The following is a 25,637-nucleotide window of genomic DNA, read 5'->3' on the forward strand; positions in this document are numbered from 1 at the left end:
GGGTGCCGACGCTCTAGCGTCGGCCTTCTTGGCCGAGGAGCGAGCGCGCTTCGCGCGCACCCACCCCTGACCCCTCCCTTTCAGGGAGGAGGATTGGTTAAGTCGAAATCGGCACGTAGTTCAGAGTCTTGAGGGCATTCATTATGGTTCCCTCGTAGCGTTTGGGGACGGCGGCGGTTCCCATCGCCCAAGCCATGATATCGACATCCTGTTCCTCGAGCATCTCCTCGAACAGGTCGATCTCGGCGTCGTTCCAGCCCGTCGCATGCTCGTCGAAGAACCCGCCGATCAGCAGATCGGCTTCCTTGACGCCGCGGTGCCAGGCGCGGAAGCGCAGGCGCTTGAGGCGGTGTTCGCGGTCCACAATATCTCCAACGCAAATCGGCCGGCGGCGCTTTGAGCGCGGTCGGCTGGGTCTGTCGCCCAGATAGGGTTTCGGGGCATGGAAAGCCAGTGCTCCTGCGAAGCAGGGAACTCGGAGCCAAGGGCGATCCCGCCTGTATCGTGGCTCCTGCTTTCGCAGGAGCACGCGTTGGACTAGGTCGAGCGTGATGCGGCCCGACATTCTCAATCCACTGTTCGCGGAAGTGATCGCACTGAAGGGCATCGGCCCGGGGCTCGCCAAACCGCTCGAGCGGCTGGGGCTGGCGCGGGCGGTCGACGTCGCCTTTCACCTGCCGACCGGGTTCATCGATCGCGTGCCGCGCGACGAGCTCGACGCGGCGGATGCCGGGCGGATCATCGCGATTACGCTGACCGCGGTGAATTATCGCTTCGGCGGGAGCGCGCGGGCGCCGGCGCGGGTGCAGGCGGTGGACGCGAGGGGCAATTACGTCACGCTCGTCTTTTTCGGCGGCAATTCGGGCTGGGCGAAGAAGCTGCTGCCGCTCAACGAGGCGCGCTTCGTCTCGGGCAAGCTCGAAACCTACGGGCAGGAATTGCAGATCGTCCATCCCGATCTGGTGCTGGCGCCCGAAGAGGCCGAATCGGTGGGGCGCGAGGCGGTGTATCCCTGTTCCGAGGGCATCACGTCGAAGCGGATCGCCGCTTTGGCGGCGCAGGCGATCGAACGCGCGCCCGAATTGCCCGAATGGATCGAGCCGAGTCTCAAGGCGCAGCATGGCTGGCCGGCATGGAAGCAAGCGCTGGCTGCGATCCACGCCGACCCCGCCGATGCCAAGGCGCGCGAGCGGCTGGCCTATGACGAGATCTTCGCCAACCAATTGGCGCTGCTGCTGGTGCGTGGCGAGGCCCGCGCCAAGCGCGGGCGGCCGCTCGCAGGGGACGGGCGGCTGCGCGATCGGCTGCAGCTGCCTTATGCGCCGACCGGGGCGCAATCGCGGACGATCCGCGAGATCGAGGGCGACATGGCGCAGAGCCAGCCGATGCTGCGGCTGCTGCAGGGCGATGTCGGCTCGGGCAAGACCCTCGTCGCGACGATGGCGCTGCTGATCGCGGCGGAGGCCGGCGCGCAAGGGGCGATGCTGGCTCCGACCGAAATCCTCGCACGCCAGCATTTCGAGACACTTACTCGAATGCTCTCGGGACTGGACGTAAGAGTCGCGATCCTTACCGGGCGCGACAAGGGCAAGGCCCGCGAGGCGACCTTGATGGGGCTCGCCGACGGCTCGATCGATATATTGGTCGGGACGCACGCGATCTTCCAGGAGGGGGTTCGCTACAAGGATCTTGGGCTGGTGGTGGTCGACGAGCAACATCGCTTCGGAGTCGCCGAGCGGCTGATGCTGCAGAGCAAGGCGCAGGTGCCGCCGCATCTGCTGGTGATGACTGCGACGCCGATTCCGCGCACGCTCCAGCTGGCGACGCATGGCGAGATGGACGTCAGCCGGTTGGACGAGATGCCGCCGGGGCGCGAGCCGATCGCGACCAGCGTGATGTCCGAGGACCGGCTGAGCGAGATCGTCGAGGCGCTGGGCCGGCATCTCGGCTCGGGCAAGCAGGCTTATTGGGTGTGCCCTTTGGTCGAGGAGAGCGAGAAGGTCGACCTCGCCGCCGCCGAGCAGCGCGCGGCGGAGCTGCAGATGCGGTTCGGCGACCGGGTCGGGCTCGTCCATGGCCGGATGAAGGGGCCTGAGAAGGATGCGGTGATGGCGCGCTTCGCCGCGGGCGGGACCGGTGTGCTGGTCGCGACGACGGTGATCGAGGTCGGGGTCGACGTGCCCAATGCGACCCTGATCGTGATCGAGCATGCCGACCGCTTCGGGCTGGCCCAGCTCCACCAGCTGCGCGGGCGCGTCGGCCGGGGCGGGGGCAAGTCGCATTGCGTGCTGCTGCGCGGCGCCGGCTTGAGCGAGACCTCGCGCGCCAGGCTGGCGCTGATGCGCGATACCAATGACGGCTTCCTGATCGCCGAGCGCGATCTCGAGCTGCGCGGCGGCGGCGAACTGCTCGGCACCCGCCAGTCGGGCGAGCAGCAGTTCCGGCTGGCGACCCCCGAGATGATGCAGGCGTTGATCGTCGCGGCCAATGCCGATGCGCGGTTGCTGGTCGATCAGGATCGCGGGCTCAAGACGCCGCGCGGCGAGGCGGCGCGGACGGCGCTGTATCTGTTCGAGCGCGATGCGGCGGTGGCGCTGCTGCGCGCCGGGTAGCGTTACTTGCCCTTCAGCAGCACTGCGACGAGCTCGTAATAGCTGGCGAGATCGATCGCGGGATCGAACTGGCACCCCAGTCGCCCGCCGAGCGACCAGCGGACTTCGGCGACGAGGGTGCCCGCCACCGGCAGCACGATACGCAGGCGATCGCCGGTCTCGAACGGGGTGTCGCAGCGCGCCATCAGCCCATGCGGCGAGAGGTTGACGACCAGAAAGGTGAGCTGGCGGGCGTCGGGGCCGTAGGCACGGGCGCGGTAATGCACGTCGTCGCGCATTTCCTGCCGGTCGTCGGCCAAGGCCAGATTGCCGATACTGAAGCTCACACGCGCCCCGCTCAAACCTAGAGGTACGCCTGCTGCGATAGCGGGCGCGCGTGAATTCGGTTCAAACGAAGCTGCTTAACAGAGGCTTATGCCGGGCGGCTCATCCTCCCCTTGCGGGGGAGGATCGGAAACTCAGGCCGGAACCAGCAGGCCGTGCTTCTTCTTGCCGAAGCTGATCTTGACCTGGCCGGCGACCGCCACGCTCGCCGCGGGGTCGCTGATCGGCTGATCGTCGACCTTGATCGCGCCCTCGGCGATTTTCCGGCGCGCCTCGCCCTTGGACGGGCACAGCCCGAGCGCGATCAACGCGTCGACGACGGCGATGCTGCCGCCCGGCACCGCGAAGCTCGGCAGCGCCTCGCCGGCGGCGCCTTCCTCGAAGGTGCGGCGTGCGGTCTCGGCGGCTTCGTCGGCGGCATCCGGCCCGCGGCACATCGCCGTGGCGGCGTTGGCGAGGATCTTCTTGGCTTCGTTGATCTCCGCGCCTTCGAGCGCCTCGAGCCGGGCGATCTCGTCGAGCGGCAGATCGGTGAACAGCCGCAGGAAGCGGCCGACGTCGCGATCGTCGGTGTTCCGCCAGAACTGCCAATAATCGTAATGCGAGAGCTGGTCGGGATTGAGCCACACCGCGCCCGACATGGTCTTGCCCATCTTGCCGCCATCGGCGGTGGTGATCAGCGGGGTGGTGACGCCATAGACCTCGGTGCCGTCGACGCGACGCGACAGCTCGATGCCGTTGACGATGTTCCCCCATTGGTCCGACCCGCCCATCTGCAGCCGGCATGCCGAACGCCGCGACAGTTCGAGGAAGTCATAGGCCTGGAGGATCATGTAATTGAATTCGAGGAACGACAGCGACTGCTCGCGATCGAGCCGCAGCTTGACCGAATCGAAGCTGAGCATCCGGTTGACCGAGAAATGCTGGCCGTAATCGCGGAGGAACGGGAGATATTCGAGCGCGTCGAGCCATTCGGCATTGTCGACCATCACTGCGTCGGTGGGGCCGTCGCCGAATGTCAGGAAGTTCTCGAACACGGTCTTGATCGAGGCTATGTTGCTGGCGATCGTATCGACCGTCATCAGTTTCCGCGCCTCGTCCTTGAAACTGGGGTCGCCGACCTTGCCGGTGCCGCCGCCCATCAGGACGATGGGCTTGTGGCCCGCCTGCTGGAGCCGGCGGAGCAGCATGATCTGGACGAGGCTGCCGACGTGAAGCGAAGGCGCGGTCGGATCGAAGCCGATATAGCCGGGAACGATCTGGCGTGCGGCAAGGGCATCGAGGCCCGTCGGGTCGGTGACCTGGTGGATATAGCCGCGCGAAGAGAGCAGGCGGAGCAGTTCGGACTGGTATTCGGTCATGATGCGGCGCCGCCTAGCATGGAGGAAGTGAATTGGGGAGAGGATTGGGCAATGGGACGCTGGTGCCGCATCCCGATTTCGAACCGGTGGCGGTGCGCGGCATCGAAGTGATGCTGGCGTGCGGCGGCGACGGTCGCTGGCTGATCGAATATCGCGTCGAGGGAGGGGGCGATCTGGTGGCGCCCGGCATCGCGACGCCGCGCCGCGCGGACGAATTGTGGAAGCATACCTGCTTCGAGCTGTTCGTCCGGCCCGAAGGCAGCGACGCCTATTACGAATTCAACTTCTCGCCCTCGGGCGAATGGGCGGCGTATCGCTTCACCGGCTATCGCGCGGGAATGGCCGACCTGCCGCTGGGAGTGCCCGCGATCGAATGGTGGGGCGGCGAGATGCGCGCCGCGGTGGACCTGTCCGGATTGCCCGACGGCGACTGGTGCGTCGGCGTCACTGCGGTGATCGAGGAAGCGGGCGGCAAGCGTTCGTTCTGGTCGCTCGCGCACCCGCCGGGCAAGCCGGACTTCCACCATGAGGCCAATTTCGCGTGGGAGGTGCCGGCGGCGGCGTAACGGCAAAGTTGCGATGCGCGGCGGTTGGAAGTTGCGGAAGTGCGGGTCTGGCGCCGTTTTCCCCAGTTTCCGGCCGAAAATACCGGTGCCGCGCCAGTTTCGCGGCTCCAAAGCGCCGCCTTCGCGCCGGTGAAGCGACACCGAGGCGGCAGGTCCGCGCCGGTATCGCCCGCCCAAGGTCACGCTCCAGCGACACCGACGCGCCTGTGAAGCGACACCGAAGCTACCGAATGCGCCGTGAAAGTGCCGATGTTGCGAGGGTGTACGACGATGTCAAAGAGCAGGCGGCCAAGCCTGCCGCCGCCCGAGGCAAGCAAATCAAATCCTATATTGCAAGGGTGCGGTGACGAGGTTGCGGAATCTCCAGCCGTCACTCCCACGAAGGAGGGGCGCGTCTGCGCTCAACCCGGCACGCGGGCGCGGACGGCAGCGGCGGCGGTCGACAGGACGAGTGCGTCTTCGACGAATCCGGTCGAGGCCTGTCCGTGTTTCCGCATCGCCCGCATCCGCAGGGCAAAGCTGGCATAAGAGGCGATCACTGCGGTCGCGCCGGCCAGCGCGGCAGCGGCGAAGCGCTGGTTGCGCGGGGCGAGCGCCATGCCGGCAAAGGCGGCGTTGAGGCTGCGGATTACCACCGCCGGCGGGATGATCCGGTCGGGCGCGCTCTTCTGCTTGTCGCCGACCAGCTCGTAGGTGGCGAGGGCAGTCGCGCCGAGCGAGACGAGCGGGTGGGCGAGCAAGCGCGCCGCGCCGTTATCCGCTGGCAGCTCGCCGGTGCGCGCGGCATTGGCGACCATCGCGAGCGGCGTCATCGAGCGCGATCCGGCGACTATTCCCATGAGGATCGATCGGATCATCGGCGTGCTTCCTTCGCTGGTGGAGCGGAGGGAACCCGTGGCGGGGCTTAAGTGTCCGGCCGTCATGCCCTGAATGTCACCCCGGCCTTGTGCCGGGGGCCACCGGGAGGCTGAGCGACGGCCCGCGAGCGAGAGCGAATCGATCGCGGCGCCGTGGACCCCGGCACGAGGCCGGGGCGACGAAAAGGGGAGGGGGCGCAAACACGCGACGATCCGGCTTGCGTCGCGCGACGACTCCCGGCACCTCGCTGGCATGCTTTTCGGTATCGATCGGCTCCTTGCGAGTCCTGAACTTCGCCAACCTCTCGAAGGCAAGCGCGTCGCGTTGCTCGCGCATCCTGCGTCGGTGACCGCGGACCTGACTCATTCGCTCGACGCACTGGTGGCCAGCGGGGTTAATGTCTCGGCGGTGTTCGGCCCGCAGCACGGCGTGCGCGGCGATCTGCAGGACAATATGATGGAGTCGCCCGATTATACCGATCCGAGCTATGGCATGCCGGTGTTCAGCTTGTACGGCGAGGTGCGGCGGCCGACCGGGCAATCGATGGGAACGTTCGACGTCATCCTGATCGACCTGCAGGATGTCGGGTGCCGGATCTACACCTTCGTCACCACCCTGCTCTACGTGCTCGAGGCGGCGGCGGCGCACGGCAAGGAAGTGTGGGTGCTCGACCGGCCCAATCCGGCGGGGCGCCCGATCGAGGGGCTGACCCTGCTGCCCGGCTGGGAGAGCTTCGTCGGCGCAGGGCCGATGCCGATGCGCCACGGCATGACGCTGGGCGAAATGGGCGCTTGGTTCATCGACCATTTCAAGCTCGACCTGCCCTATCGCGTGATCGCGATGGAGGGCTGGGCGCCCGACGCCGGGCCGGGCTTCGGTTGGCCCGCCGAGCGGCCGTGGATCAATCCGAGCCCCAACGCCGCCAACGTCAACATGGCGCGCGCTTATGCCGGCACGGTGATGATAGAGGGCACGACCCTGTCCGAGGGGCGGGGGACGACGCGGCCGCTCGAATTGTTCGGCGCGCCGGACGTGGACGCGAAGGCGGTGATCGCCGAGATGCGCCGCCTTGCGCCCGACTGGCTCGCCGGCTGCACGCTGCGCGACTTCTGGTTCCAGCCGACCTTCCACAAGCATGTCGGGCAGCTTTGCTCGGGCGTGTTCCTCCACGCCGAGGGGCCGGCTTACGATCATGCGGCGTTCCGCCCGTGGCGGCTGCAGGCGCTGGGGTTCAAGGCTGTCCGGCGGCTATATCCCGATTATGCTCTGTGGCGCGATTTCCCGTACGAATATGTCTTCGACAAGCTGGCGATCGACGTGATCAACGGCGGCCCGGGACTGCGCGAATGGGTCGACGATGCCGGAGCGGAAGCGGGCGATCTCGACGCGATCACTCTGCCGGACGAAGCGGCCTGGGCCGAGGCGCGGCGGGGTTTTCTGTTGTATTGAGAATTCCTCCCCGAGCTTTGCTCGGGGAGGGGGACCAGCGAAGCTGGTGGAGGGGCGCCGCGCAGCGGCGGTGTCCTTCGCGGCGTGCGAGAGCCGCGCCTTCGGCTCGCCCCTCCACCACGCCCTGCGAGCGCGGTCCCCCTCCCCGAGCAAGCTCGGGGAGGAATTGCGCGGGGCGCGCAATCCGCCTAACCACCCCTCCATGCTGGCGGGGCTTATTTTTGCGATCGAGGAAGCGAACGACCGTCCGGGGACGCTCGTCGCGACATTGCCGTTCGGCGGCATGACCTTGCTCGAATATCAGGTGCGGCTGCTCGTCGGCGCGGGGGCCGAGCAAGTGCTGGTCGCGGTCGGGCGGATGACGCCGGCGTTGCTCGCCGCGGTCGGCCGCGCGGGGAAAGGCGAAGTCGGCGTCGAGATCGTGCGCTCTGCCGAGGAAGCCGCCGAGAAGATCGAGGAAGGCGCGCGGGTATTGGTGATGGCCGACGGGCTGGTCACCACCGATCCGGTGATGGACCGGATGGGGCATGAAGGCCCAGAGGCCTTGCTGGTCACCGACGATGCCGGCTCGCCCGCCGCGATCGAGCGGCTCGACATGCGCGATTGCTGGGCGGGGGTGGCGCGAATCTCGGTCGGCCAGCTCGGCCAGATCGCGCAGATGCCCGAGGATTACGACTTCCAGTCGGCATTGCTCCGCGTCGCGGCGCAATCGGGCGCCGAGCATATTCCGCTGACGGCGAGCTGGCTGCGCGGCGGTCATGCCGTCGAGCACAGCGCCGAAGGCCTGGCCGCGCGCAACACCGGAGTGCTCGCCGCGCTGACCGAGCGCCGGATCGACTGGGCCGATCGCTGGGTGTTCACCCGCATCGCGCGGATGGCGCTGCCCGAATTGGTCTCGCGCAATTTCCCCGCCTGGGGATTGCTCGCGATCGGTGGCGTGCTCGCGCTGCTTTCGCTCGGCGCGATCGGCTATGATTGGGAAGGCACCGGGCTGATCGTCTCCCTGCTCTCTGCGGCCACGCTGGCGACCGGCGGGGCAATGGCAGCGCTGCGCGGCGAGGAACGCCGGGCCCGCGGGGTCGAATGGGCGCTGCTGTTGCTGTTCGGCGGAGTCGCTTTGGGCTGCGGCTGGATGGAGCGGGCGCGGCTCGATACCACCACGCCGCTCGTGCTGGCGCTCGTGGCGCTGGCGGCGCAGTTGCTGATCGAGCGCGCACCGTCGCGCCACCGGCGCTGGTGGGCGAGCCCTTCGGCGCATCTGCTGCTGCTCACACCCTTCGCCCTGGCCGGAATCGTCCAGTTCGGACTCGCCGCGGTCGCGCTCTATGCGTTCCTGACGCTCGCCGGAGCGGTTGAGGGCACCCGCGAAAAAGCTTAGCTTCGCTTTAAGGACATTCCGCTAGTTAGAGGTCGATGTCGGATAACCCCGTCGACATAAACCCCGGCGCCAATGGCGGCGCCACCCCGCTGCTCGCGTCCGCGACGGCTGCGGAGACGCGCGTCCCGCGTGGACTGGCGGTGGCGATCGAGGATTTCTTCCTTCCCGACGAGGCGCGACTCGACGAGCGGACGCGCATCGCGCTGGCGCAATTGCTGCGGGCGCTGATCGACACGATCGAGGCGGACATCCGCGAACAGGGCGCGCAGATACTGAGCGGCCGCGGCGAGAGCCGGCTGGCGGCGTCGGTGCTGCGCACCGAGGCGGGCGTGTTCGAGCGGCTGTTCCTTTCGGGGCTGTTGCGCGATTCGGCGCTGATGGCAGAGCTGATCGCGCGGGTGCGGCAGGACGCGCTCGCCGCGGCGCTGCCGATGAACGCGCCGGAGGATCCGCGGCGGCCGAGCCTCGTCAATCGATTCGTTCAGGATCCCGATCGCGCGCGCGCCGGCGGGGCGATGGCAGTGCTGGTGGCGGAGAGCCGGCGCCGCGCCGGTCCCGATGTGGCACAATTGACCTATACCGACTTGCCCGCCGAGCTGCACCACCGGCTGGTCTGGTGGGTTTCGGCGGCACTCCGCGAACGCATCGGCGACATGGCCGACGGCGCGCTTCCGGTGCTCGACCGCGCTCTCTCGGACGCGGCGCAGCGCAGCCTCGCGGCGTATGACGAAGGTGGGCGGCTCGAGGCGGCGGCGATGCGCTTCGCCGCGGCGATCGACGCGCCGGTGGGGGAATTGCCGCAGTTGCTGGTCGAGGCGCTGGGCGACCGGCGGATCGTATTGTTCATCGCATTGTTCGCGCATGCCTTGGGGGTCGGGTACCCGCTCGCCCGCGAGATCGTGCTCGATTCGACCGCCGACCGGCTGTGGCTGGGGCTGCGCGCGCTCGATCTGGGCCGCGCGACGATCGCGCAGATCGGTTTCGCGCTCTGCGAGGCCGATCCGCGTCGCGACGTCGAGCGTTTCGCCGACCGGCTCGATTCGATCGTGGCGATCCCGGTCGAGGACGCGCGCGCGGCGATCGCGCCGCTGCGCCTCGACCCCGATTATCGTGCGGCGATGTTGGCTCTGGCCGGGACGAGAGCGGCATGAACGCGATCGATCGCGCGCTTCCCGTCGCCTGCGGACGGCTCGACCGCGAGGGACGGCTGGTCGACGCCGAGCCGCGGCTGGCCGAGCTCAATGCGCGGGCGGGCGGCGAACCCGGCGCGCCGCTGGCGGTGCCGCAGATCGCCACGCTGGCGCGGCTGGCGCAGCGGCTGGGCATTGCGATCTCGCGCAACGTGGTTGCCGCCGATGGCGACGACGATCTCGATTTGTGGGTCCGCGCCGAGCCCGAGGAGGGCGGGGTGCGGCTCGAAGTGAGCGGCTGGCGGCAGCGCCCCGCGTGGCGCGCGACTGCGAGCGAATTCGAGCGCGAAGGCGATTTCTTCCGCTCGGCCGCCGACTGGCTGTGGGAAACCGACGCGTCGCTGCGCATCACCTTCCTGTCGATCGAGGCGGGCGACCGCTATGGCTTCGAGTCGAGCGCGATGCTGGGCCAGCCGCTGACCCGGTTGTTCCGGCTCGAGCAGGACGAGAGCGGCAATCTGCCGATCCTCGACGCGGTCGCGGCGCAGGCGCAGTTCGACGGGCAGAAGGCCGAGATCCGCGGCACCGGGCGGATGGCGCGGCTCGCCGCGACGCCGCGCAGCGACCCTGGCGGGCGCTTTGCAGGCTTTGTCGGCGCGACGCACATGCTCGACGCGCCGCTGCCGCCCGGGCCCGGTCCCGACGCGCCCTTGCCGGCACCCGCGGCGGCGTTCGGCGGGTTTCCCGATTCGTTCAGCCAACGGCTCGATCGCGCGCTGCGCGGCCCGCTCGGCAAGATCATCGCCAATGCCGACAGCATCAGCGCGCAGCTCGATGGGCCGCTCAAGCCTGATTATGCCGAATATGCCAGCGACATCGCCAATGCCGGCCGGCACCTGCTCGGGCTGGTCGAGGACCTGGTCGACCTGCAGGCGATCGAGCGCGAGGATTTCGCGATTGCGCTCGAGCCGATCGACCTCGCCGACGTGGCGCGGCGGGCATCGGGACTGCTCGGCGTGCGTGCGGCGCAATCCGAAGTCCGGATCGACAGGCCGGCGGCCGACGAGACCTTGCCGGCGACCGGCGAATTCCGCCGTGCGCTGCAGGTTCTGGTCAATCTGATCGGCAATGCGGTGCGCTATTCGCCGCCCGAGGCGATGGTGTGGATCCGGCTCGAGCGCGACGGCGACAAGGCCTGCGTGATCGTCGCCGATCAGGGCAAGGGCATCGCACTGGAGGATCAGGCCCGGATCTTCGAGAAGTTCGGCCGGGTCGACGACAGCGAGCCGGGCGGCTCGGGCCTCGGCCTGTATATCGCGCGGCGGCTTGCCCGGGCGATGGGCGGCGACCTCAGCGTCGACAGCGCGCCGGGGATGGGCGCGCGGTTCGTCTTCTCGCTCCCCTGGCGGGGGTGAGCGAGGCGCCCGCCGGGACCGGCAGGCGCCTCATTATGGTCAGCGACGGCGGCAGACGGTCACGCGGTGGCCGCGGCGCCATTCGTTCCAGCAGACGCGGCGCGCACGGTGGCCGCGATAATAACGACCGCGGTCATAGCCGCGTCCGCGATCCCAATGGCGCCGATCGCGGCGGTCCCAGCGATCGCGACGCTCCCAACGGTCGCGGTCGCGATAGCGATAGCCGTCGCGATAGCCATAACCATAATCCTGAACGGCGGCGCTCGCGCTGACGACGGTAACCGGCGCGGCGCTGGCGGTGGTGCCGGCGATGCCGGTGACGGCGAGCGCGGCGGCGGCGATGATCTTGGCAATCTTCATCACAGGGTCCTCTCTTTATCCCGCAGACCGAAGATTAGCCGGCATTACGCTTCGCGTTGCTGAATCGACTTGTAGTCTCCGGTACAGGTTCTGGCCTCGGCCATTGGTTCGGCTTATGCCCCGGCGATGGTTCGCCCGCATCTGCCGCTCAATGCCCTGCGTGCGTTCGAGGCCTCGGCACGCCATCTTTCCTTCACCCGCGCCGCGATCGAATTGTGCGTGACCCAGGCAGCGGTGAGCCACCAGATCAAGGCGCTGGAGACGCGGCTGGGCGTGCAATTGTTTCGCCGGCTGCCGCGCGGGCTGGCGCTGACCGATGAAGGCGTGGCGCTCCAGCCGGCTTTGGCCGAGAGCTTCGATCGGATCGCCGAACTGGTCGAGGGGATCGCCGGCGGCGAGGCGACGCAATTGCTGTCGGTGGCGGCGGTGGGGACCTTCGCCACCGGCTGGCTGCTGCCGCGGCTGCCGGCGTTCCGCGCCGCGCATCCGCGAGTCGATCTGCGGCTGTTCACCAACAACAACCGGGTCGACCTGGCGGGCGAGGGGCTCGATCTGGCGATCCGCTTCGGCGACGGCGCGTGGCATGCGACCGAGGCCGTGCCGCTGATCGCGGCGCCATTGACTCCCTTGTGCACGCCGGCGCTGGCGCGAGGACTTGGCGAGCCGGAGGACTTATTGAGGGCGCCGCTGCTGCGTTCCTATCGTGCCGACGAATGGCAGCGCTGGTTCGAGGCGGCCGGAGTCGCGGCGCCGACGCTGAAGGGGCCGGTATTCGATTCGTCGCTGGCGATGGCCGAGGCGGCGATGCAGGGGGCGGGCGTGGCGCTGGCACCGGCAGCGATGCTGGGCCGGGCATTGGACGACGGGGCGCTGGTGCGGCCGTTCGCGCTCGAAGTGGCGACGGGGCGCTATTGGCTGACCTGGCTCAAGTCGCGGGTGCCGAGCCCGGCGATGGCGGCGTTTCGGGACTGGATCGAAGGCGAGGTTTGATCCCCTCCCAGGGTCCCTATTCAATAAGCCCCGTACGTCATCCCGGATGTTAGGCTTTCCCGGAAAACCGCAGGTTTTACGTTGGAAAGCCTTGCAGTCCGGGATCCACTGCGCCGCTGGATATTTGTGGCACGGTGGATCCCGGACAGCTCGATTTTCTGATCAAATCAGAGGTTTGAAGAAAATCGGCTTCCGGGATGACGGCAAATGAGTTCAGCCCCTGGGAGGGGCTTTCAGAACAGGCTCAGCGCTGGCCGACGGGGATATAATCGCGCTGGGTGGGGCCGGTGTAGAGCTGGCGCGGGCGGCCGATCTTCTGCTCGGGATCCGAGATCATCTCGTTCCATTGCGCGACCCAGCCGACGGTGCGGGCGAGCGCGAACAATGCGGTGAACATCGTCGTCGGGAAGCCGATCGCCGACAGGATCACGCCCGAATAGAAATCGACGTTCGGGAACAACTTCTTCTCGACGAAATAATCGTCCTTGAGCGCCATTTCCTCGAGCTGGAGTGCGACTTCGAACACCGGATCGTTGACCTTCAGCGCCTCGAACACTTCGCGCACGGTCTTTTGCATCACGGTCGCGCGCGGATCGTAATTCTTGTAGACGCGATGGCCGAAGCCCATCAGGCGGAACGGATCGTTCTTGTCCTTGGCGCGGGCGATGAACTCGGGGATGCGCTCGGGGCGGCCGATCTCATGCAGCATGTTGAGCGCGGCCTCGTTGGCGCCGCCATGCGCCGGACCCCACAGGCAGGCGATGCCCGCCGCGATGCACGCGAACGGGTTCGCGCCCGACGAGCCGGCGAGCCGCACGGTCGAGGTCGAGGCGTTCTGCTCGTGATCGGCGTGGAGGATGAAGATGCGGTCGAGCGCGCGCTCGATCACCGGATTGACGACATATTCCTCGGCCGGGACGCCGAAGGTCATGCGCAGGAAATTGCCGGTGTAGGACAGGCTGTTGTCGGGATAGAGGAACGGCTGGCCGACGCTGTATTTGTACGCCATCGCCGCGATCGTCGGCATCTTGGCGATCAGCCGGTGCGACGCGATCATGCGCTGCTTGGGATCGGTGATGTCGGTCGAATCGTGATAGAAGGCCGAGAGCGCGCCCGCGACGCCGCACATCACCGCCATCGGATGCGCATCGCGACGGAAGCCGCGATAGAAGGTCGCGAGCTGCTCGTGCAGCATGGTGTGGCGGGTGATCGTGGTGTTGAAGCTGGCGAGCTCGCTTTCGTTCGGCAATTCGCCGTTGAGCAGCAGATACGCGACTTCCATGAAGCTCGACTGCTCGGCGAGCTGGCCGATCGGATAGCCGCGATGGAGCAGCACGCCCTCGTCGCCATCGATATAGGTCAGCCCCGATTCGCAGCTCGCGGTGGAGGTGAAGCCGGGATCGTAGGTGAACTTGCCGGTCTGGGCGTAGAGCTTGCGGATGTCGACGACGTCCGGGCCGACGCTGCCCGTGAGGATCGGGTATTCGACTTCCTTACCCGGAACCTGAAGCTTCGCGGTATCGCTCATAAACGTCGTCCTTGTTGGGCCCGGATCAGGCGGGCTTGGTCATTTGATCGGCGATGCGGGCCAGGCTTTCCTCCCGCCCCAGCAACGCCAGAACGTCGAAGATGCCCGGAGAGGTGCGTCGCCCGACCAATGCGGCGCGCAAAGGCTGCGCGACCGCGCCGAGCTTGACTCCCGCATCGCCGGCGACGGTCCGTACCGCCGCTTCGAGCGCCTCCGTATCCCAGCTTCCCGCCGCGTCAAGCGCGACATGGATCCGAAACAAAAGCGTGGGCGCCTCGCCTTCGAGCAAAGCCCTGGCCCCCTCGTCGAGTTCCAGCGGGCGTGTCCTGAAAAGAAACATGGCGCCATCGGCAATCTCGTTGAGATTGGCCGCGCGCGGCTTCAGCGAAGGCATCGCCGCCTCGAGCAGCGTCGACTGCGATTCCGAAAGTTCGAAAGGCAGCCGCTTCGCGACGAGCCCGGTGAGGCGGGAATCGTCGGTCGCGCGGATATAATGGCCGTTGAGATGCTCGAGCTTCTTGAGGTCGAAGCGCGAGGGGCTCCTGCCGACCCCGGCGAGATCGAACCATTCGACTGCCTGTTCGCGGCTGATGATCTCGTCGTCGCCATGCCCCCAGCCGAGCCGGAGGAGATAATTGGAAACCGCCTCGGGAAGCAGCCCGAGATCGTCGCGATACTCATCGACCGCGACGGCGTTCTTGCGCTTCGACATCTTGGTGCCGTCGGGATTGAAGATCAGCGGGATGTGCGCATAGACCGGCTCGTCCCAGCCCCCCTCTATCGCGTTCATGGCGCGATAGATCGGCAACTGGCGGAACGCGTTGTTGAGATGGTCGTCGCCGCGGATGACATGGGTGACGCCCATGTCGTGATCGTCGACCACCACCGCGAGCATATAGGTCGGGGTGCCGTCCGAGCGGAGCAGGACCATGTCGTCGAGCTCGCTATTGTTGACGGTGACCGGCCCCTGGACCTGATCCTGGATCGTGACGCTGCCTTCGCGCGGCGCCTTGAGGCGGAGGACGAAGGGGGCGCCCTCGGGCGCCTCGCTTTCGTCGCGATCGCGCCAGCGGCCGTCATAGCGCAAAGGCTGCTTGTTGGCGCGCTGCTCCGCCCGCATCGCCTCGAGCTCCTCGGCCGTGGCGAAGCATTTATAGGCGTGGCCGCCCGCGAGCATCGCATGCGCGACCTCGGCGTGACGCGCGGCGCGCGCGAACTGATAGACTTCGTCGCCATCCCAATCGAGGCCGAGCCAGCGCATCCCGTCGAGGATCGCCGCGATCGCCGGCTCGGTCGAGCGCGCACGATCGGTATCCTCGATCCGCAGCAGGAACTTGCCGCCATGATGACGGGCGAACAGCAAATTGAACAAGGCCGTGCGGGCGCCGCCGATATGGAGGAACCCGGTGGGGGACGGCGCGAAACGGGTGACGACGGGCTTGCCGCCGGTATCAGATGTTGCGCTCAACCGCGCGTGCTCCCAGACTGTAAAATCGATGGCCAGCTCAGCCGCCGAGGCCCCTAGCACGGGGTTGCCCGCCCTTCAAATGGGGGCGAGGGCTGGGTTTCGCCACGGCATTGCCGCGATAGAGAAATGGCTCGAGGCCGAGCGCGAGCAACTGGTGCTGTGGCTGCCGGTGGTCCTGGGGGCGGGAATCACGGCGTGGTTCCTGTTGCCCGATGCGGCGCGCTGGATCGGATTCACGCTCGGCGGAGTCGCGCTGGCGCTGGTGGCGATCGCGCTGCCGGGCAAAGGCAGGGCGCCGCGGGTGGTGGCGATCGCCGCACTCGCGCTGGCGGCGGGCTGCGCGCTGATCTGGTGGCGGAGCGAACGCGTCTCGGCGCCGGTGCTCGCGCGGCCGGCGGTGGTCGTCGTCACGGCCAGGGTCGAACGAGTCGAGCAGCTTCCCGCGCGGGACATGGTGCGGGTGACCCTGGCGCCGCTCGGCCATGCCGATCTTCCGCCGCGGCTGCGGGTCAATCTCGCGCGGGCGGACGCCGTGGCGGGGATTGCGCAGGGGGCGGTGATCCGGCTGCGCACGCGGCTGATGCCGCCGCCGGCTGCGGCGGTGCCCGGCGCCTATGATTTCGCGCGGGTGGCGTGGTTCGCCGGGCTGGGCGCGACGGGGAAGGGGTTTGCGCCGGTCGAGGTGGTTCGGCCGGCCGCCGCGCCGGGTGTGGATCTGCGGACGCGGCTCTCGATGCATATCCAGTCGCGGATCGCCGGCAGCGGCGGCGGCGTCGCCAGCGCGCTGGCGACCGGCGACCAGGGCGCGATCGCCGAGGCGGATTCGGAGGCGATGCGCCGTTCGGGCCTCGCGCATCTGCTCTCGGTGTCGGGCCTCCACGTCACTGCGGTCACCGCCGCGGCGATGCTGCTGGTGTTGCGGCTGCTCGCGCTGAGCCCGACGCTCGCCTTGCGCTGGCGGCTGCCTTTGGTCGCAGCCGGGGCGGGAGCCTTGGCCGCGGTGGGCTATACCCTGTTGACCGGCGCCGAGGTGCCGACGATCCGTTCGTGCGCGGCGGCTTTGCTCGTCCTGCTCGCCTTGAGTCTCGGGCGCGAGGCGATCACGCTGCGGCTGGTCGCGGCCGGTGCCTTCCTCGTGCTGCTGCTCTGGCCCGAGGCTCTGGCCGGACCGAGCTTCCAGCTGAGCTTCGCCGCGGTCACCGCGATCGTCGCTTTGCACGAGAGCCCGCGGGTGCGCGGCTGGTTCAGGCGACGCGAGGAGGGACGCGGGCGGCGATTGCTGCGCGGGCTCGGCTCGCTATTGCTCACCGGGGTGGCGGTCGAGCTGGCGCTGATGCCGATCGGGCTGTTCCACTTCCACAAAGCCGGCGTCTATGGCGCGCTCGCCAATATCGTCGCGATCCCGCTGACCACTTTCGTGATCATGCCGCTCGAGGCGCTGGCGCTGGCGCTGGACCTGATCGGGATCGGCGCGCCGTTCTGGTGGCTGACGGCGCGGGCGCTCGATCTGTTGCTGTGGCTCGCGCACGTGACTGCGTCGGCGCCGGGCGCAGTGGCGGCGCTGCCGGCGATGCCGGGCGGCGCCTATGCGCTGATCGTCGCAGGCGGGCTGTGGATCGCCTTGTGGCGGACGCGGCTGCGCTGGGCAGGGGTGGCGCCGTTCGCGCTCGGGCTGGGCTGGGCGCTGCTGACTCCGCCGCCCGATCTGCTGGTCACCGGCGACGGCCGGCATCTCGCGATCCGGATGGCGAACGGCGAGATGGCGCTGCTGCGCGACCGTGCCGGCGATTATATGCGCGCGACGCTGAGCGAGAATAGCGGCGCGGAGGATGCCGAACTCGCCTTGCTCTCCGAGGCGCCGGACGCACGGTGCAGTCCCGATCTGTGCCTCGTCGGGGTTGCAGCGGGCGCGCGGCGGTGGCGGGTGCTGGCGACGCGGAGCGGCTATCTGGTGCCGTGGCGCGAAATGATCGCGGCGTGCCGGACCGCCGATGTCGTGGTGAGCGAACGCCGGCTGCCGCCCGGCTGCGCGCCGCGCTGGCTGCGCCTCGACCGCGAAACGCTCGCCCGGACCGGCGGCGTGGCGGTCCGCTTCGGCGATATGGCGGTGCGGACGGTGCGCGGCGGCGGCAGGCACCCGTGGCTCGATCCGCCGACGGTGCAACCGCCATATCCGGCGCGGCCCGGTGATCGCCGGTGACGTTCAGGTCGGCGCGTTGATCGCCATTGCGCGGCGAAAGCGCCCGCATAAGCGGCGCGCGCTTCGCCGCGGCGGCATAGGCGTCGAGGTCGGATATTCGTCGAGGATCCCCGACATCCGCAGCCGGAGCAGGACCGACACCATCAAAAGGTCTCTCGCGAAAGATCGCCCGCGCTGAACGCGCCATCGAGCCAGTCGACGGAGCCGAGGCGCGCCGAGAGCCAGCCCGGCGAAATGAACGTCGATCTCGGCCAGCTGACGCTCGCCCCAGGGGCTCCGTAGCGAACCAGCCGGGCGCCGACCGGCGCCGACCGGTCAGTAGCGTCGCAACAGCCCCGCCAGCCGACCCTGCACGCGCACCTGATCGGGACGATAGCGCTGGGCGCTGTAATCGCGATTGGCCGGATCGAGCCGGATCATCGCGCCTTCCTTGCGGAAATATTTGAGCGTCGCCTCGGCATCCTCGATCAAGGCGACGACGATCTCGCCGTCGCGCGCCGTCTCGGTGCGGCGGATCAGCGCGTAATCGCCGTCGAGAATGCCGGCCTCGACCATCGAATCGCCGGCGACCTCGAGCGCATAATGCTCGCCCGATCCGAGCAATGCGGCGGGAACCGGAAGCATGGTAGAGCCTTCGAGCGCTTCGATCGGAGTACCCGCGGCGATGCGGCCATGGAGCGGAATCTCGACCACGTCATTGGCCGGCGCGGGCGGCGGCGCCTTGGCCGAACTTGTCAAAGTTGCGGGCTGCGCCGCGGTGCGCGCCGGCTTCCTGGCGTCGCTGCGTTCGGGCACGCGCAGCACTTCGAGCGCGCGGGCGCGATTGGGCAGGCGGCGGATGAACTCGCGTTCCTCGAGCGCGCTGATCAGCCGGTGCACGCCCGACTTGGATTTGAGATCGAGCGCTTCCTTCATTTCCTCGAACGAAGGCGAAACGCCGGTCTCGGCCAAACGGTCGGCAATGAAGCAGATGAGCTCGTGCTGCTTGCGCGTGAGCATCCAGATCCTCCTGTCTAGAACAGACACGGAACGTTTATGCAATGTTCCGGTGGCTTGTCAAGCGAGGTCGAGGATCTCCACCGGGTCGCCGGTTCGCGCCGCGGGCGCGTGCGGCGCACGGACGATCAGGCAGGTCGCGCGGGCGAGCGTCCGGAGCATCGCGCTGTCCTGGAGCGTCGAGGCGAAGACGCGGCCGTCGCGGATCTCGGCGCGGAGATAGTCGGTGCGCTCGCCATTGGCAGCGAGCGGCTCGCCGAGGGTCGCAGCGCGCGTGGCGGGCAGCGGATCCACGGCGCCGGCGAGGTGGGCGACGAGCGGGCGAACGAAGAGCAAGGCGGTGACGAATGCCGAGACCGGATTGCCGGGCAGGCCGAGTACGACCGTCTCGCCGAGCCTGCCCGCCATCACGGGCTTGCCCGGGCGCAATGCGATCCGCCAGAAGTCGATCGTCGCGCCAGCGGCCTCGAGCGCGGGGCGGACGAGATCGTGATCGCCGACCGAGGCGCCGCCGCTGGTGACGAGCAGATCGGCGTCGACGGCGCGGAAGGCGGTCTCCAGCACTTCCCGGCGATCGGGGAGAATACCGAGATCGAGCAGTTCGACCGGCAGACCGGCGAGCTGCGCGGCGAGCATCAACCGATTGGTTTCGGGGAGCTGGGCCTCGCCGATCGGGGCGCCCGGCGCGACCAGTTCGTCGCCGGTCGCCGCGATCGCGACGCGCACCTTGCGGCGCACCGCGACATGGCCATGGCCGGCGGTGCCTGCCAGCGCGAGGCGCGCCGGGGTGAGGCGCTCGCCGGCGCGAATCAGCAAATCGCCTTCGCGGAAATCGAGCCCACGACGGCGGACGTTGCGGCCTTGGGTCGCCGGGCCCTCGCCGGCGAGGCGGAGGGTGTTGCCATCGCGCGCTGCTTCCTCCTGGACCATCACCGTGTCGGTTCCGAGCGGCAGCGGTGCACCGGTGAAGATGCGGACCGCCTCACCGAGGCCCGCTTGCCCGGCAAAGCCGCGGCCCGCGGCGCTTTCGCCGACCACCCGCCACGGCCCGGGCAATTCGGCGAAGCGGATCGCATAGCCGTCCATCGCCGAGAGATCGGCCGAGGGCTGGGTGCGCAGTGCGTGCAGGTCGGCCGCCGCCCAGCGTCCGGCCGCGGCCGCGATCGCCACCCGCTCGACCGGTAGTTGCGGCGCGAGCGCGAACAGCCGCGACCAGGCTTGGGAAAGGGGGAGAAGCCGAGTCATCGCCCCACCCTTTGCCGGGAGAGGGGGGCGGCGCAAGGCTTTGCTACGGACGAAAGACGGGAGGCGCCCGAACGGATGGATCGGCGCGAGAGCGTTCAGACCGGTTCGATACGCCACCCGAAATCCCGGCGGGCATTGTTCCTAGAGGGTTGGCCGGCTCGCCAGCAGGATGCGGAACGTTGCGACTCCGCGAACCGCGCGGCCGCCGGCGTCTTTGGCCGGAGCGAAGAGCGGTTTGCCCAAAACCATGCCGCAGACTGTCTTTTCCACGCCCTTCTCGGTCTTGTCGCTCGACGAATGGCACTCTGCGACCATCCCGTCCGGCGACACGGCGACGCGGAACACCGCGTCGACGTCGAGCTGCCGCGACTGTCCCTTGACCTTCAGCAACTCGCTTTTCGAGAACCACGCATCCCGATGCCTGAGAGCGACCGGTGTCGTACCGCCGGGCGCGAACTGCCTGGCATCGGCGCCCCATTCGATCAACTGATCCGCGTTGCAACGACGAAGCGCTTCGACAGCCTTCGCGCTGCCCGCGACCGGCACCGTCGCGCTGTCGCCCGACCGCATCGCCACCGTCACCGTGTCGGCGCCCGAAAGATCGCCGAGCAAATCCGGCGCCACACCGTCCATCCGGACGGCGCGCATGCCCGTCTCGAGCTTCAGGACATCTGCGCGCCCGTTCAACACTTTCTGCGAGGGCGCGAAGATCAGGGACGCCGGCACATAGGATGCCTGCCTCTTGATGCCGGGGGCAGCGATGGCGACCAGATACGCATCGCTGCCCGGGATCGTCCGGATCGACAGAGTGGCGCGTGACCCGGCGTCATGTCGTTCCAACACGCAAAGCACAGGATCGGCGCGCAACGCCCAGCGCGCGGCTTGCGCGGTTTGCATCGCCTGCGCGTCTGCTGCGAAAGCCATTGCACCGACCAGCGACGCTATCATGCCATATCCCCCGCGACCCCTTATTTCGCCAGGCTGAACGAACAATTGGCGACGGGCAAGCTTCCTCGGACCCTTGCGTGCGCGTACAGCGATGATAACACTGAGCCAGATGGTTCAGTTTTCCGATGCCCAACTCGATGCTTCGTTCGCCGCGCTCTCGGATGCCACGAGGCGCGGCGTGCTGGAGCGGCTCGGGCGCGGGAACGCTTCGATCACCGATCTTGCCGACCGGTTCCACATGACCCTGACCGGCATGAAGAAGCATGTCGAGGTCCTGGAGAAAGCGGGACTGGTCGCGACCGAGAAGGTCGGACGCGTGCGGACCTGCAGGCTCGGGCTTCGCGCGCTTCAGGCCGAGATGGCGTGGATCGAGGGATACCGCCAGCTCTGGACCGCACGCTTCGACGAACTGGACAAGATCGTGGAAGAATTGAAAGCAAGGGAGGAAAGTCATGGGCCTGAAAGATAGCGCTTCGCGTTCAACGCAAAGCCCGACGCGGGTCGAACGCAAGTCGGACCGGGAGCTGGTGATCACGCGGATCTTCGACGCGCCGGTGCGCATCGTGTTCGAGGCATGGACCCGGCCCGAGCTGTTCATGCGGTGGTGGGCGCCGAAGTCGATGGGTGTGCCGCTGCTTTCCTGCGAGATGGATGTCCGGACCGGCGGCAAATACCGGCTCGAGTTCGGACAGGACGCCGCCAGTCCTTTGGTCTTCTTCGGCAAATATGTCGAGGTTGTCCCGAACGCTCGCCTCGTATGGACCAATGAGGAGGGCGCGGACGGCGCGGTGACCACCGTCACCTTCGAGGAACAGGGCGGCAAGACCTTATTGGCGTTTCAGGAACTTTATCCTTCGAAGGAAGCGCTCGACGAGGCCTTTGTCGGGATGGAAGGCGGGACGCCCGAGCAGTTCGACCAGCTGGACGCGCTCCTCGCCAGCCTCGGCGCGAATGCGGACGGGGCATGATGCGTTAGCGCCGCGCGGGCGGTTCAGCCCGGCTTCTGATTTCCGGAGACGAGGCTGAGTTCGCGCGGGCGCAGCGGCAGGCGGAATTCGCAGAGAATGCGGTTGTGCCGCGCTTCGATCACGTTGGCCGGGGCGCCGCCGATCTCGGGGAGCGATACCCAGAGCTGGGCGCCCGGCGCGAATACCGCACGCGTCTCGAGTTCGACGAGATGCGCGGTAAGGCCGCGGACGCGCGCATTCCACCAGCGCACGCCCTCGCGGATGCTGGCCGGCGCATCGAGACGGATCGCGTGCTTGTCGGGGATCATGCCCTCGCGCTCGGGGCTATGCGGGGTCGGCGCCGGAGCAGCGGGGGCATTGGCGGCCTGCGCGCGCTGGGCGTGGCGCAGCCATGGCATCAGCGTCTGCCAGCCCAGTTCCGCGTTGAAGGCGATGCCGGCCTGGCCGTCCTGCGCCCAGCGGACCACGCCGTTGAGCGGGCGCAGCGCATCGAAGGTCAAATGAACCGGATCGCCGATGGCGAGCGCGAGCTTGGTGTCGATGCCGACACCGCCGTACGAGATGTTGCGCGTGCGGGCATGCTCGACCTTGTTGCCGCAGCGGATCGCGACGAGCTGGTGAATCTCGACGCGCGGCATCGAGCGGCGTTCGGCGGGGAGGTTCGCCAACGTGCGCGCGAGGGTGCTGATGATGTCGATCGGCTCGTCGAACAGGAAGCCGATCTCGCCGTCGGCGAACCAGTCGATCTTGCCCGGGATGGTCTGGCCGCTCGTCATTTCGAGGTGGAGCGGCGCGGCCTCGGTGCACTCGAGCTCGATCTGGAGCGTGGCACCTGCCGACGACAGCCGCTGAAGCGAGCAAGGAAAACGCCCGGAATCGCCGACGAGGAACGCGGCATCGAACGCCGCCTGCGCGTCGGGCTGATGCCGGACGGCGCGCGGCGGCTCGGCGGACAACGAAAAAATCGTTGCGGACCTGAGTGCCTGAATCATCAACTATTTTCCCACGCGATCCGTGGTTCGTCCTTGCTTGAGGGGGCTGAAAGCGGGGTTAATGTGTGCGGTTGTAGAATCCCTAACGGCGCGCGGCGGGAAGGCCGGGGATCGGGCACCGTCCCGGTCCTTTTCATGCTGTTCGAGGCGATGCGAACGCCAGCGCAGGAGCATGCCTGCGATCGACGCGATCATTCCGAGCACCAGACAGGCGAGCAGCACCGGGCTTCGCTCTGCGGTCTCGATCGCGACGATGCCGAGCAGGACGACGCTCAGCGTGGAAGTGAGATAGCCGAGCCCCTTGAGCACCGAAACTTCGCGCAACGCCTTCGCCCTTCATGACAATTCGATGACAGGACAACGATGGCGCGGCAGGGCCGTTCCGGGCTCAGGCGGTCCAGTCGCCTGATTTGCCACCCTTTTTCGACAGCAGGCGGATATCGCCGATCGTCATGGACTTATCGAGTGCCTTGGCCATGTCGTAGAGCGTCAGCAGCGCCGCGCTGACGGCAGTGAGCGCCTCCATCTCGACTCCGGTCTTGCCTTCGGTGGCGGCGGTGGCGGTGGCGGTGACTCCGGTCTCGTCGGGGGCGAGATCCACGGCGACCCGGGTGAGCGGGAGCGGGTGGCAGAGCGGGATCAGCTCGGCGGTCTTCTTCGCGGCCATGATACCGGCGATGCGCGCGGTGGCGAGCACGTCGCCTTTTTTGACGCTGCCCGCGCGGACCGCGGCGGCGGCTTCGGGCGACATGGTAATGCGCCCGGTGGCGACGGCCTCGCGCGCTGTGACGGCCTTGCCGGCGACGTCGACCATGTGCGCGGCGCCGGATTCGTCGAGATGGGTGAGAGTCATCGGCTCCTTCTCCCCTTATGGGAGAAGGAAGGGGCCCGCTCGCGCAGCGAGTGGGAAGAGTGAGGGGGATTGAGTCTCACTCCCCCTCACTCTTCCGCCGACTAAAGTCGGCTCCCTCCCTCTCCCACAAGGGGAGAGGGAAATGGGTATCCCGCCCCCTCATCCGATCATCGCCCGCGTCGCCGCCTCGACATCCGGCTGGCGCATCAGCGACTCGCCGATCAGGAAGCAGCGGATGTCGTGCTCGGCCATCGCGTCGAGATCGGCGCGGCTGGTCAGGCCCGATTCGGCGACGAAGGTGCAGTCCTTCGGCGCGTGGCGGACAAGTTCGTAGGTCTTTTGAAGATCGACCTCGAAGGTCTTGAGGTTACGATTATTGACCCCGATGAGGCGGGACCTGAGCCGGAGCGCGCGTTCGAGCTCGTCGGCATCGTGGACCTCGACCAGCACGTCCATGCCAAGGTCCAGCGCGGCGGCCTCGATCTCCGCCATCGCATCGTCTTCGAGCGCGGCGACGATGATCAGGATCGCATCGGCGCCGATCCCGCGCGATTCCGCGACCTGCCACGGATCGACCATGAAATCCTTGCGGATCACCGGCAGGTCGCAGGCGGCGCGCGCAGCGATCAGATAATCCTCATGCCCCTGGAAATATTCCCGATCGGTGAGCACCGAAAGGCAGGCGGCGCCGCCGGCCTGATAGGCGCGGGCATGCGCGGGCGGATCGAAATCGGGGCGGATCAGGCCCTTGGACGGACTGGCCTTCTTGATCTCGGCGATCAGGCCGAAGCCCCCTGCGGCGACCTTGGCGTCGAGCGCCGCCTTGAAGCCGCGCGGCGCCCCCGGGGCCGGGCGCGCGGCCGGCGCGGCACGGCGCGCGGCGACTTCGCTGCGCTTGGTTTCGAGGATCTTGTCGAGAATGGTGCTCATGCGAAGGCGATCCAGCAATCGAGCAGGCCGTTGGCAAGCCCGCCGTCGATCGCCTCGGCCGCCTCCTCGACGCCGTCGACCAGATTGTCCGCTTTTCCGGCGACCATCAAAGCGGCGGCGGCGTTGAGCAGCACCGCGTCGCGATAGGCGCCGGTCTCGCCGAGCAGCAGGCGGCGGAGCGCGAACGCATTATATTCGGGGTCGCCGCCACGGATCGCCGCGAGCGGGTGGCGGGGCAGGCCGGCATCCTCGGGGGTGATCCGGGTGGGCAGAGTGGCGCAGCCGACATTGACTAGGATGCTGGCGCCTGCCGTCGACAGCTCGTCGAGGCTATCCTCGCCCGAGACGACCGCGGCGGCCTCCGACCCGAGCTGGAGCAGCGCCTCGGCATAGGTCGGTGCGTAATCGGGGCGGGCGATGCCGATCAGCTGGCGGGTGACGTGCGCCGGGTTGGCGAGCGGCCCCATCAGGTTGAAGATCGTCCGCCGGCCGATACGACGGCGCAAGGGGCCGATCCGCGCCAGTGCAGGGTGATGATGCTGGGCGAACAGGAAGGCGATGCCGAGCTCGTGCAGGCTCTCCTCGGCGCGCGCGGCGGCGCGGTCGAGGTCGAGGCCCAGCGCCTCGAGCGTATCGGCGGCGCCCGCCCGGGACGAGGCGGCGCGATTGCCGTGCTTGGCGACGGGGACGCCGCACGCCGCGACGACGAGGCTCACTGCGGTCGATACGTTGAGCGTGTGATGGCCGTCGCCGCCGGTGCCGCAGACATCGATCGCGCCCTGGGGGGCAGTGATCGGGATCAGCCGGTCGCGCATTGCGCGCGCGGCTTCGGCGATCTCGATGCTGGTCTCGCCGCGGATGCTGAGCGCGATCAGGAAGGCCTCGATCTCGGGTTCGGAGACAGTGCCGTCGAGAATGTCGGCGAAGGCCTGCGCCGCGCTTTCGCGGGCGAGCGGCGAGGCGGGATCGGGGAGGAGAGTCGAGACGGTCACGCCATCTCTATCCCGAGGCTGCGCGCCCGAGTCGAGCAAATCCTGATGGGGCGCACCCAAGCCCGGCTGTGGCG

Annotated in this window: 25 protein-coding genes; 10 read left to right on the forward strand and 15 right to left on the reverse strand. The window is 68.2% G+C overall.

Translation table 11 applies throughout. The features are described 5' to 3' along the window. Positions 1–97: 97 nt before the first annotated feature. Positions 98–364 (reverse strand): succinate dehydrogenase assembly factor 2, encoded by a 267-nt coding sequence (locus Q9Q95_RS04475; protein ID WP_306094236.1) that lies wholly within the window; start codon positions 362–364, stop codon positions 98–100. A gap of 187 nt (positions 365–551) precedes the next feature. On the opposite strand from Q9Q95_RS04475, the gene recG reads away from it, so the two are divergent. Further along, positions 552–2,612 carry an ATP-dependent DNA helicase RecG gene (gene recG / locus Q9Q95_RS04480; protein WP_306094239.1) on the forward strand — a complete coding sequence of 687 codons (2,061 nt, stop codon included), beginning with the start codon at positions 552–554 and terminating at the stop codon, positions 2,610–2,612. 2 nt (positions 2,613–2,614) lie between these two features. Here the strand turns inward: recG and Q9Q95_RS04485 are convergent, their stop codons facing one another. Next, on the reverse strand, positions 2,615–2,938 hold the full coding sequence (locus tag Q9Q95_RS04485) for a PilZ domain-containing protein (protein ID WP_306094241.1): 324 nt from the start codon (positions 2,936–2,938) through the stop codon (positions 2,615–2,617). Between the two features lie 132 nt (positions 2,939–3,070). Continuing rightward, positions 3,071–4,297 (reverse strand): tyrosine--tRNA ligase, encoded by a 1,227-nt coding sequence (tyrS, locus tag Q9Q95_RS04490; RefSeq protein ID WP_306094243.1) that lies wholly within the window; start codon positions 4,295–4,297, stop codon positions 3,071–3,073. Positions 4,298–4,329: 32 nt separating this feature from the next. Here tyrS and Q9Q95_RS04495 point away from each other — a divergent pair, with 32 nt between their 5' ends. Beyond that, positions 4,330–4,863 carry a DOMON-like domain-containing protein gene (locus tag Q9Q95_RS04495; protein WP_306094244.1) on the forward strand — a complete coding sequence of 178 codons (534 nt, stop codon included), beginning with the start codon at positions 4,330–4,332 and terminating at the stop codon, positions 4,861–4,863. A 401-nt stretch (positions 4,864–5,264) separates the two neighbouring features. On the opposite strand, the gene Q9Q95_RS04500 is transcribed toward Q9Q95_RS04495, so the two are convergent. Then, positions 5,265–5,720, reverse strand: a complete 456-nt coding sequence (locus Q9Q95_RS04500; RefSeq protein ID WP_306094246.1) for a DUF4126 domain-containing protein — start codon at positions 5,718–5,720, stop codon at positions 5,265–5,267. A 253-nt stretch (positions 5,721–5,973) separates the two neighbouring features. On the opposite strand from Q9Q95_RS04500, the gene Q9Q95_RS04505 reads away from it, so the two are divergent. The 4 genes from Q9Q95_RS04505 (at position 5,974) to Q9Q95_RS04520 (ending at position 11,093) form a co-directional block, all read left to right on the forward strand. Then, the gene (locus tag Q9Q95_RS04505; protein ID WP_306094248.1) at positions 5,974–7,170 is read left to right on the forward strand and encodes a DUF1343 domain-containing protein; all 1,197 of its coding nucleotides are present in this window, start codon (positions 5,974–5,976) and stop codon (positions 7,168–7,170) included. A gap of 202 nt (positions 7,171–7,372) precedes the next feature. Next, the gene (locus Q9Q95_RS04510) at positions 7,373–8,548 is read left to right on the forward strand and encodes a hypothetical protein (protein ID WP_306094250.1); all 1,176 of its coding nucleotides are present in this window, start codon (positions 7,373–7,375) and stop codon (positions 8,546–8,548) included. A 35-nt stretch (positions 8,549–8,583) separates the two neighbouring features. Then, positions 8,584–9,699, forward strand: a complete 1,116-nt coding sequence (locus tag Q9Q95_RS04515) for a DUF2336 domain-containing protein (RefSeq protein WP_306094253.1) — start codon at positions 8,584–8,586, stop codon at positions 9,697–9,699. Next, a complete protein-coding gene (locus Q9Q95_RS04520) occupies positions 9,696–11,093 on the forward strand; it encodes an ATP-binding protein (RefSeq protein WP_306094255.1) in 1,398 nt (465 codons plus the stop codon). Before Q9Q95_RS04515 ends, Q9Q95_RS04520 begins: the two co-directional genes overlap by 4 nt. 39 nt (positions 11,094–11,132) lie before the next feature. Here Q9Q95_RS04520 and Q9Q95_RS04525 read toward each other — a convergent pair whose 3' ends face one another. Next, entirely contained in the window at positions 11,133–11,453 is a 321-nt protein-coding gene (locus Q9Q95_RS04525) for a hypothetical protein (RefSeq protein ID WP_306094257.1), read from the reverse strand. A gap of 126 nt (positions 11,454–11,579) precedes the next feature. Between Q9Q95_RS04525 and Q9Q95_RS04530 the strand changes: the two genes are divergently transcribed. Beyond that, on the forward strand, positions 11,580–12,443 hold the full coding sequence (locus Q9Q95_RS04530; RefSeq protein ID WP_306094259.1) for a LysR family transcriptional regulator: 864 nt from the start codon (positions 11,580–11,582) through the stop codon (positions 12,441–12,443). Between the two features lie 244 nt (positions 12,444–12,687). On the opposite strand, the gene Q9Q95_RS04535 is transcribed toward Q9Q95_RS04530, so the two are convergent. Both Q9Q95_RS04535 and gltX read right to left on the reverse strand, forming a co-directional pair. Further along, positions 12,688–13,971, reverse strand: a complete 1,284-nt coding sequence (locus tag Q9Q95_RS04535; protein ID WP_306094261.1) for a citrate synthase — start codon at positions 13,969–13,971, stop codon at positions 12,688–12,690. A 25-nt stretch (positions 13,972–13,996) separates the two neighbouring features. Continuing rightward, positions 13,997–15,439 carry a glutamate--tRNA ligase gene (gene gltX, locus Q9Q95_RS04540; protein ID WP_306094263.1) on the reverse strand — a complete coding sequence of 481 codons (1,443 nt, stop codon included), beginning with the start codon at positions 15,437–15,439 and terminating at the stop codon, positions 13,997–13,999. A 79-nt stretch (positions 15,440–15,518) separates the two neighbouring features. Between gltX and Q9Q95_RS04545 the strand changes: the two genes are divergently transcribed. After that, the gene (locus Q9Q95_RS04545) at positions 15,519–17,639 is read left to right on the forward strand and encodes a ComEC/Rec2 family competence protein (protein ID WP_306094265.1); all 2,121 of its coding nucleotides are present in this window, start codon (positions 15,519–15,521) and stop codon (positions 17,637–17,639) included. A 315-nt stretch (positions 17,640–17,954) separates the two neighbouring features. Here the strand turns inward: Q9Q95_RS04545 and lexA are convergent, their stop codons facing one another. The 3 genes from lexA to Q9Q95_RS04560 form a co-directional block, all read right to left on the reverse strand. Continuing rightward, positions 17,955–18,638: a transcriptional repressor LexA gene (gene lexA, locus Q9Q95_RS04550; RefSeq protein ID WP_306094267.1), complete on the reverse strand. Its 684-nt coding sequence runs from the start codon at positions 18,636–18,638 to the stop codon at positions 17,955–17,957. Between the two features lie 57 nt (positions 18,639–18,695). After that, positions 18,696–19,880, reverse strand: coding sequence for a gephyrin-like molybdotransferase Glp (gene glp / locus Q9Q95_RS04555; RefSeq protein WP_306094270.1), 1,185 nt, complete (start codon positions 19,878–19,880; stop codon positions 18,696–18,698). Between the two features lie 141 nt (positions 19,881–20,021). Beyond that, positions 20,022–20,828: a hypothetical protein gene (locus Q9Q95_RS04560; protein ID WP_306094271.1), complete on the reverse strand. Its 807-nt coding sequence runs from the start codon at positions 20,826–20,828 to the stop codon at positions 20,022–20,024. A gap of 109 nt (positions 20,829–20,937) precedes the next feature. Here Q9Q95_RS04560 and Q9Q95_RS04565 point away from each other — a divergent pair, with 109 nt between their 5' ends. Both Q9Q95_RS04565 and Q9Q95_RS04570 read left to right on the forward strand, forming a co-directional pair. Further along, positions 20,938–21,297 carry a helix-turn-helix transcriptional regulator gene (locus tag Q9Q95_RS04565; protein WP_306094273.1) on the forward strand — a complete coding sequence of 120 codons (360 nt, stop codon included), beginning with the start codon at positions 20,938–20,940 and terminating at the stop codon, positions 21,295–21,297. Beyond that, complete coding sequence (locus tag Q9Q95_RS04570; protein WP_306094276.1) at positions 21,281–21,796, forward strand: SRPBCC family protein; 516 nt, start codon at positions 21,281–21,283, stop codon at positions 21,794–21,796. Before Q9Q95_RS04565 ends, Q9Q95_RS04570 begins: the two co-directional genes overlap by 17 nt. 23 nt (positions 21,797–21,819) lie before the next feature. On the opposite strand, the gene Q9Q95_RS04575 is transcribed toward Q9Q95_RS04570, so the two are convergent. The 5 genes from Q9Q95_RS04575 to trpD all read right to left on the reverse strand — a co-directional run bounded on the left by Q9Q95_RS04575 (position 21,820) and on the right by trpD (position 25,563). Next, positions 21,820–22,752 (reverse strand): PilZ domain-containing protein, encoded by a 933-nt coding sequence (locus Q9Q95_RS04575; RefSeq protein ID WP_306094278.1) that lies wholly within the window; start codon positions 22,750–22,752, stop codon positions 21,820–21,822. 39 nt (positions 22,753–22,791) lie between these two features. Next, positions 22,792–23,112, reverse strand: a complete 321-nt coding sequence (locus Q9Q95_RS04580) for a hypothetical protein (RefSeq protein WP_306094280.1) — start codon at positions 23,110–23,112, stop codon at positions 22,792–22,794. Positions 23,113–23,176: 64 nt separating this feature from the next. Beyond that, positions 23,177–23,641, reverse strand: a complete 465-nt coding sequence (gene moaC, locus Q9Q95_RS04585; RefSeq protein ID WP_306094281.1) for a cyclic pyranopterin monophosphate synthase MoaC — start codon at positions 23,639–23,641, stop codon at positions 23,177–23,179. Positions 23,642–23,800: 159 nt separating this feature from the next. Then, positions 23,801–24,571 carry an indole-3-glycerol phosphate synthase TrpC gene (gene trpC / locus Q9Q95_RS04590; RefSeq protein ID WP_306094283.1) on the reverse strand — a complete coding sequence of 257 codons (771 nt, stop codon included), beginning with the start codon at positions 24,569–24,571 and terminating at the stop codon, positions 23,801–23,803. Continuing rightward, positions 24,568–25,563, reverse strand: coding sequence for an anthranilate phosphoribosyltransferase (trpD, locus tag Q9Q95_RS04595; RefSeq protein ID WP_306094285.1), 996 nt, complete (start codon positions 25,561–25,563; stop codon positions 24,568–24,570). The genes trpC and trpD overlap by 4 nt, the downstream gene beginning before the upstream one ends. Positions 25,564–25,637: the final 74 nt, after the last annotated feature.

Origin of the sequence: Sphingomonas sp. DG1-23, assembly GCF_030730875.1 — a bacterium.
Classification (GTDB): Bacteria; Pseudomonadota; Alphaproteobacteria; order Sphingomonadales; family Sphingomonadaceae; genus Sphingomonas.

Coding starts and splice junctions, on each gene's coding strand:
- recG (WP_306094239.1), top strand. CDS start 552: ATGCGGCCCGACATTCTCAATCCACTGTTCGCGGAAGTGATCGCACTG.
- tyrS (WP_306094243.1), bottom strand. CDS start 4,297: ATGACCGAATACCAGTCCGAACTGCTCCGCCTGCTCTCTTCGCGCGGC.
- Q9Q95_RS04500 (WP_306094246.1), bottom strand. CDS start 5,720: ATGATCCGATCGATCCTCATGGGAATAGTCGCCGGATCGCGCTCGATG.
- Q9Q95_RS04505 (WP_306094248.1), top strand. CDS start 5,974: ATGCTTTTCGGTATCGATCGGCTCCTTGCGAGTCCTGAACTTCGCCAA.
- Q9Q95_RS04510 (WP_306094250.1), top strand. CDS start 7,373: ATGCTGGCGGGGCTTATTTTTGCGATCGAGGAAGCGAACGACCGTCCG.
- Q9Q95_RS04515 (WP_306094253.1), top strand. CDS start 8,584: ATGTCGGATAACCCCGTCGACATAAACCCCGGCGCCAATGGCGGCGCC.
- Q9Q95_RS04520 (WP_306094255.1), top strand. CDS start 9,696: ATGAACGCGATCGATCGCGCGCTTCCCGTCGCCTGCGGACGGCTCGAC.
- Q9Q95_RS04525 (WP_306094257.1), bottom strand. CDS start 11,453: ATGAAGATTGCCAAGATCATCGCCGCCGCCGCGCTCGCCGTCACCGGC.
- Q9Q95_RS04530 (WP_306094259.1), top strand. CDS start 11,580: ATGGTTCGCCCGCATCTGCCGCTCAATGCCCTGCGTGCGTTCGAGGCC.
- Q9Q95_RS04535 (WP_306094261.1), bottom strand. CDS start 13,971: ATGAGCGATACCGCGAAGCTTCAGGTTCCGGGTAAGGAAGTCGAATAC.
- Q9Q95_RS04545 (WP_306094265.1), top strand. CDS start 15,519: ATGGGGGCGAGGGCTGGGTTTCGCCACGGCATTGCCGCGATAGAGAAA.
- lexA (WP_306094267.1), bottom strand. CDS start 18,638: ATGCTCACGCGCAAGCAGCACGAGCTCATCTGCTTCATTGCCGACCGT.
- glp (WP_306094270.1), bottom strand. CDS start 19,880: ATGACTCGGCTTCTCCCCCTTTCCCAAGCCTGGTCGCGGCTGTTCGCG.
- Q9Q95_RS04560 (WP_306094271.1), bottom strand. CDS start 20,828: ATGATAGCGTCGCTGGTCGGTGCAATGGCTTTCGCAGCAGACGCGCAG.
- Q9Q95_RS04565 (WP_306094273.1), top strand. CDS start 20,938: ATGGTTCAGTTTTCCGATGCCCAACTCGATGCTTCGTTCGCCGCGCTC.
- Q9Q95_RS04570 (WP_306094276.1), top strand. CDS start 21,281: ATGGGCCTGAAAGATAGCGCTTCGCGTTCAACGCAAAGCCCGACGCGG.
- moaC (WP_306094281.1), bottom strand. CDS start 23,641: ATGACTCTCACCCATCTCGACGAATCCGGCGCCGCGCACATGGTCGAC.
- trpC (WP_306094283.1), bottom strand. CDS start 24,571: ATGAGCACCATTCTCGACAAGATCCTCGAAACCAAGCGCAGCGAAGTC.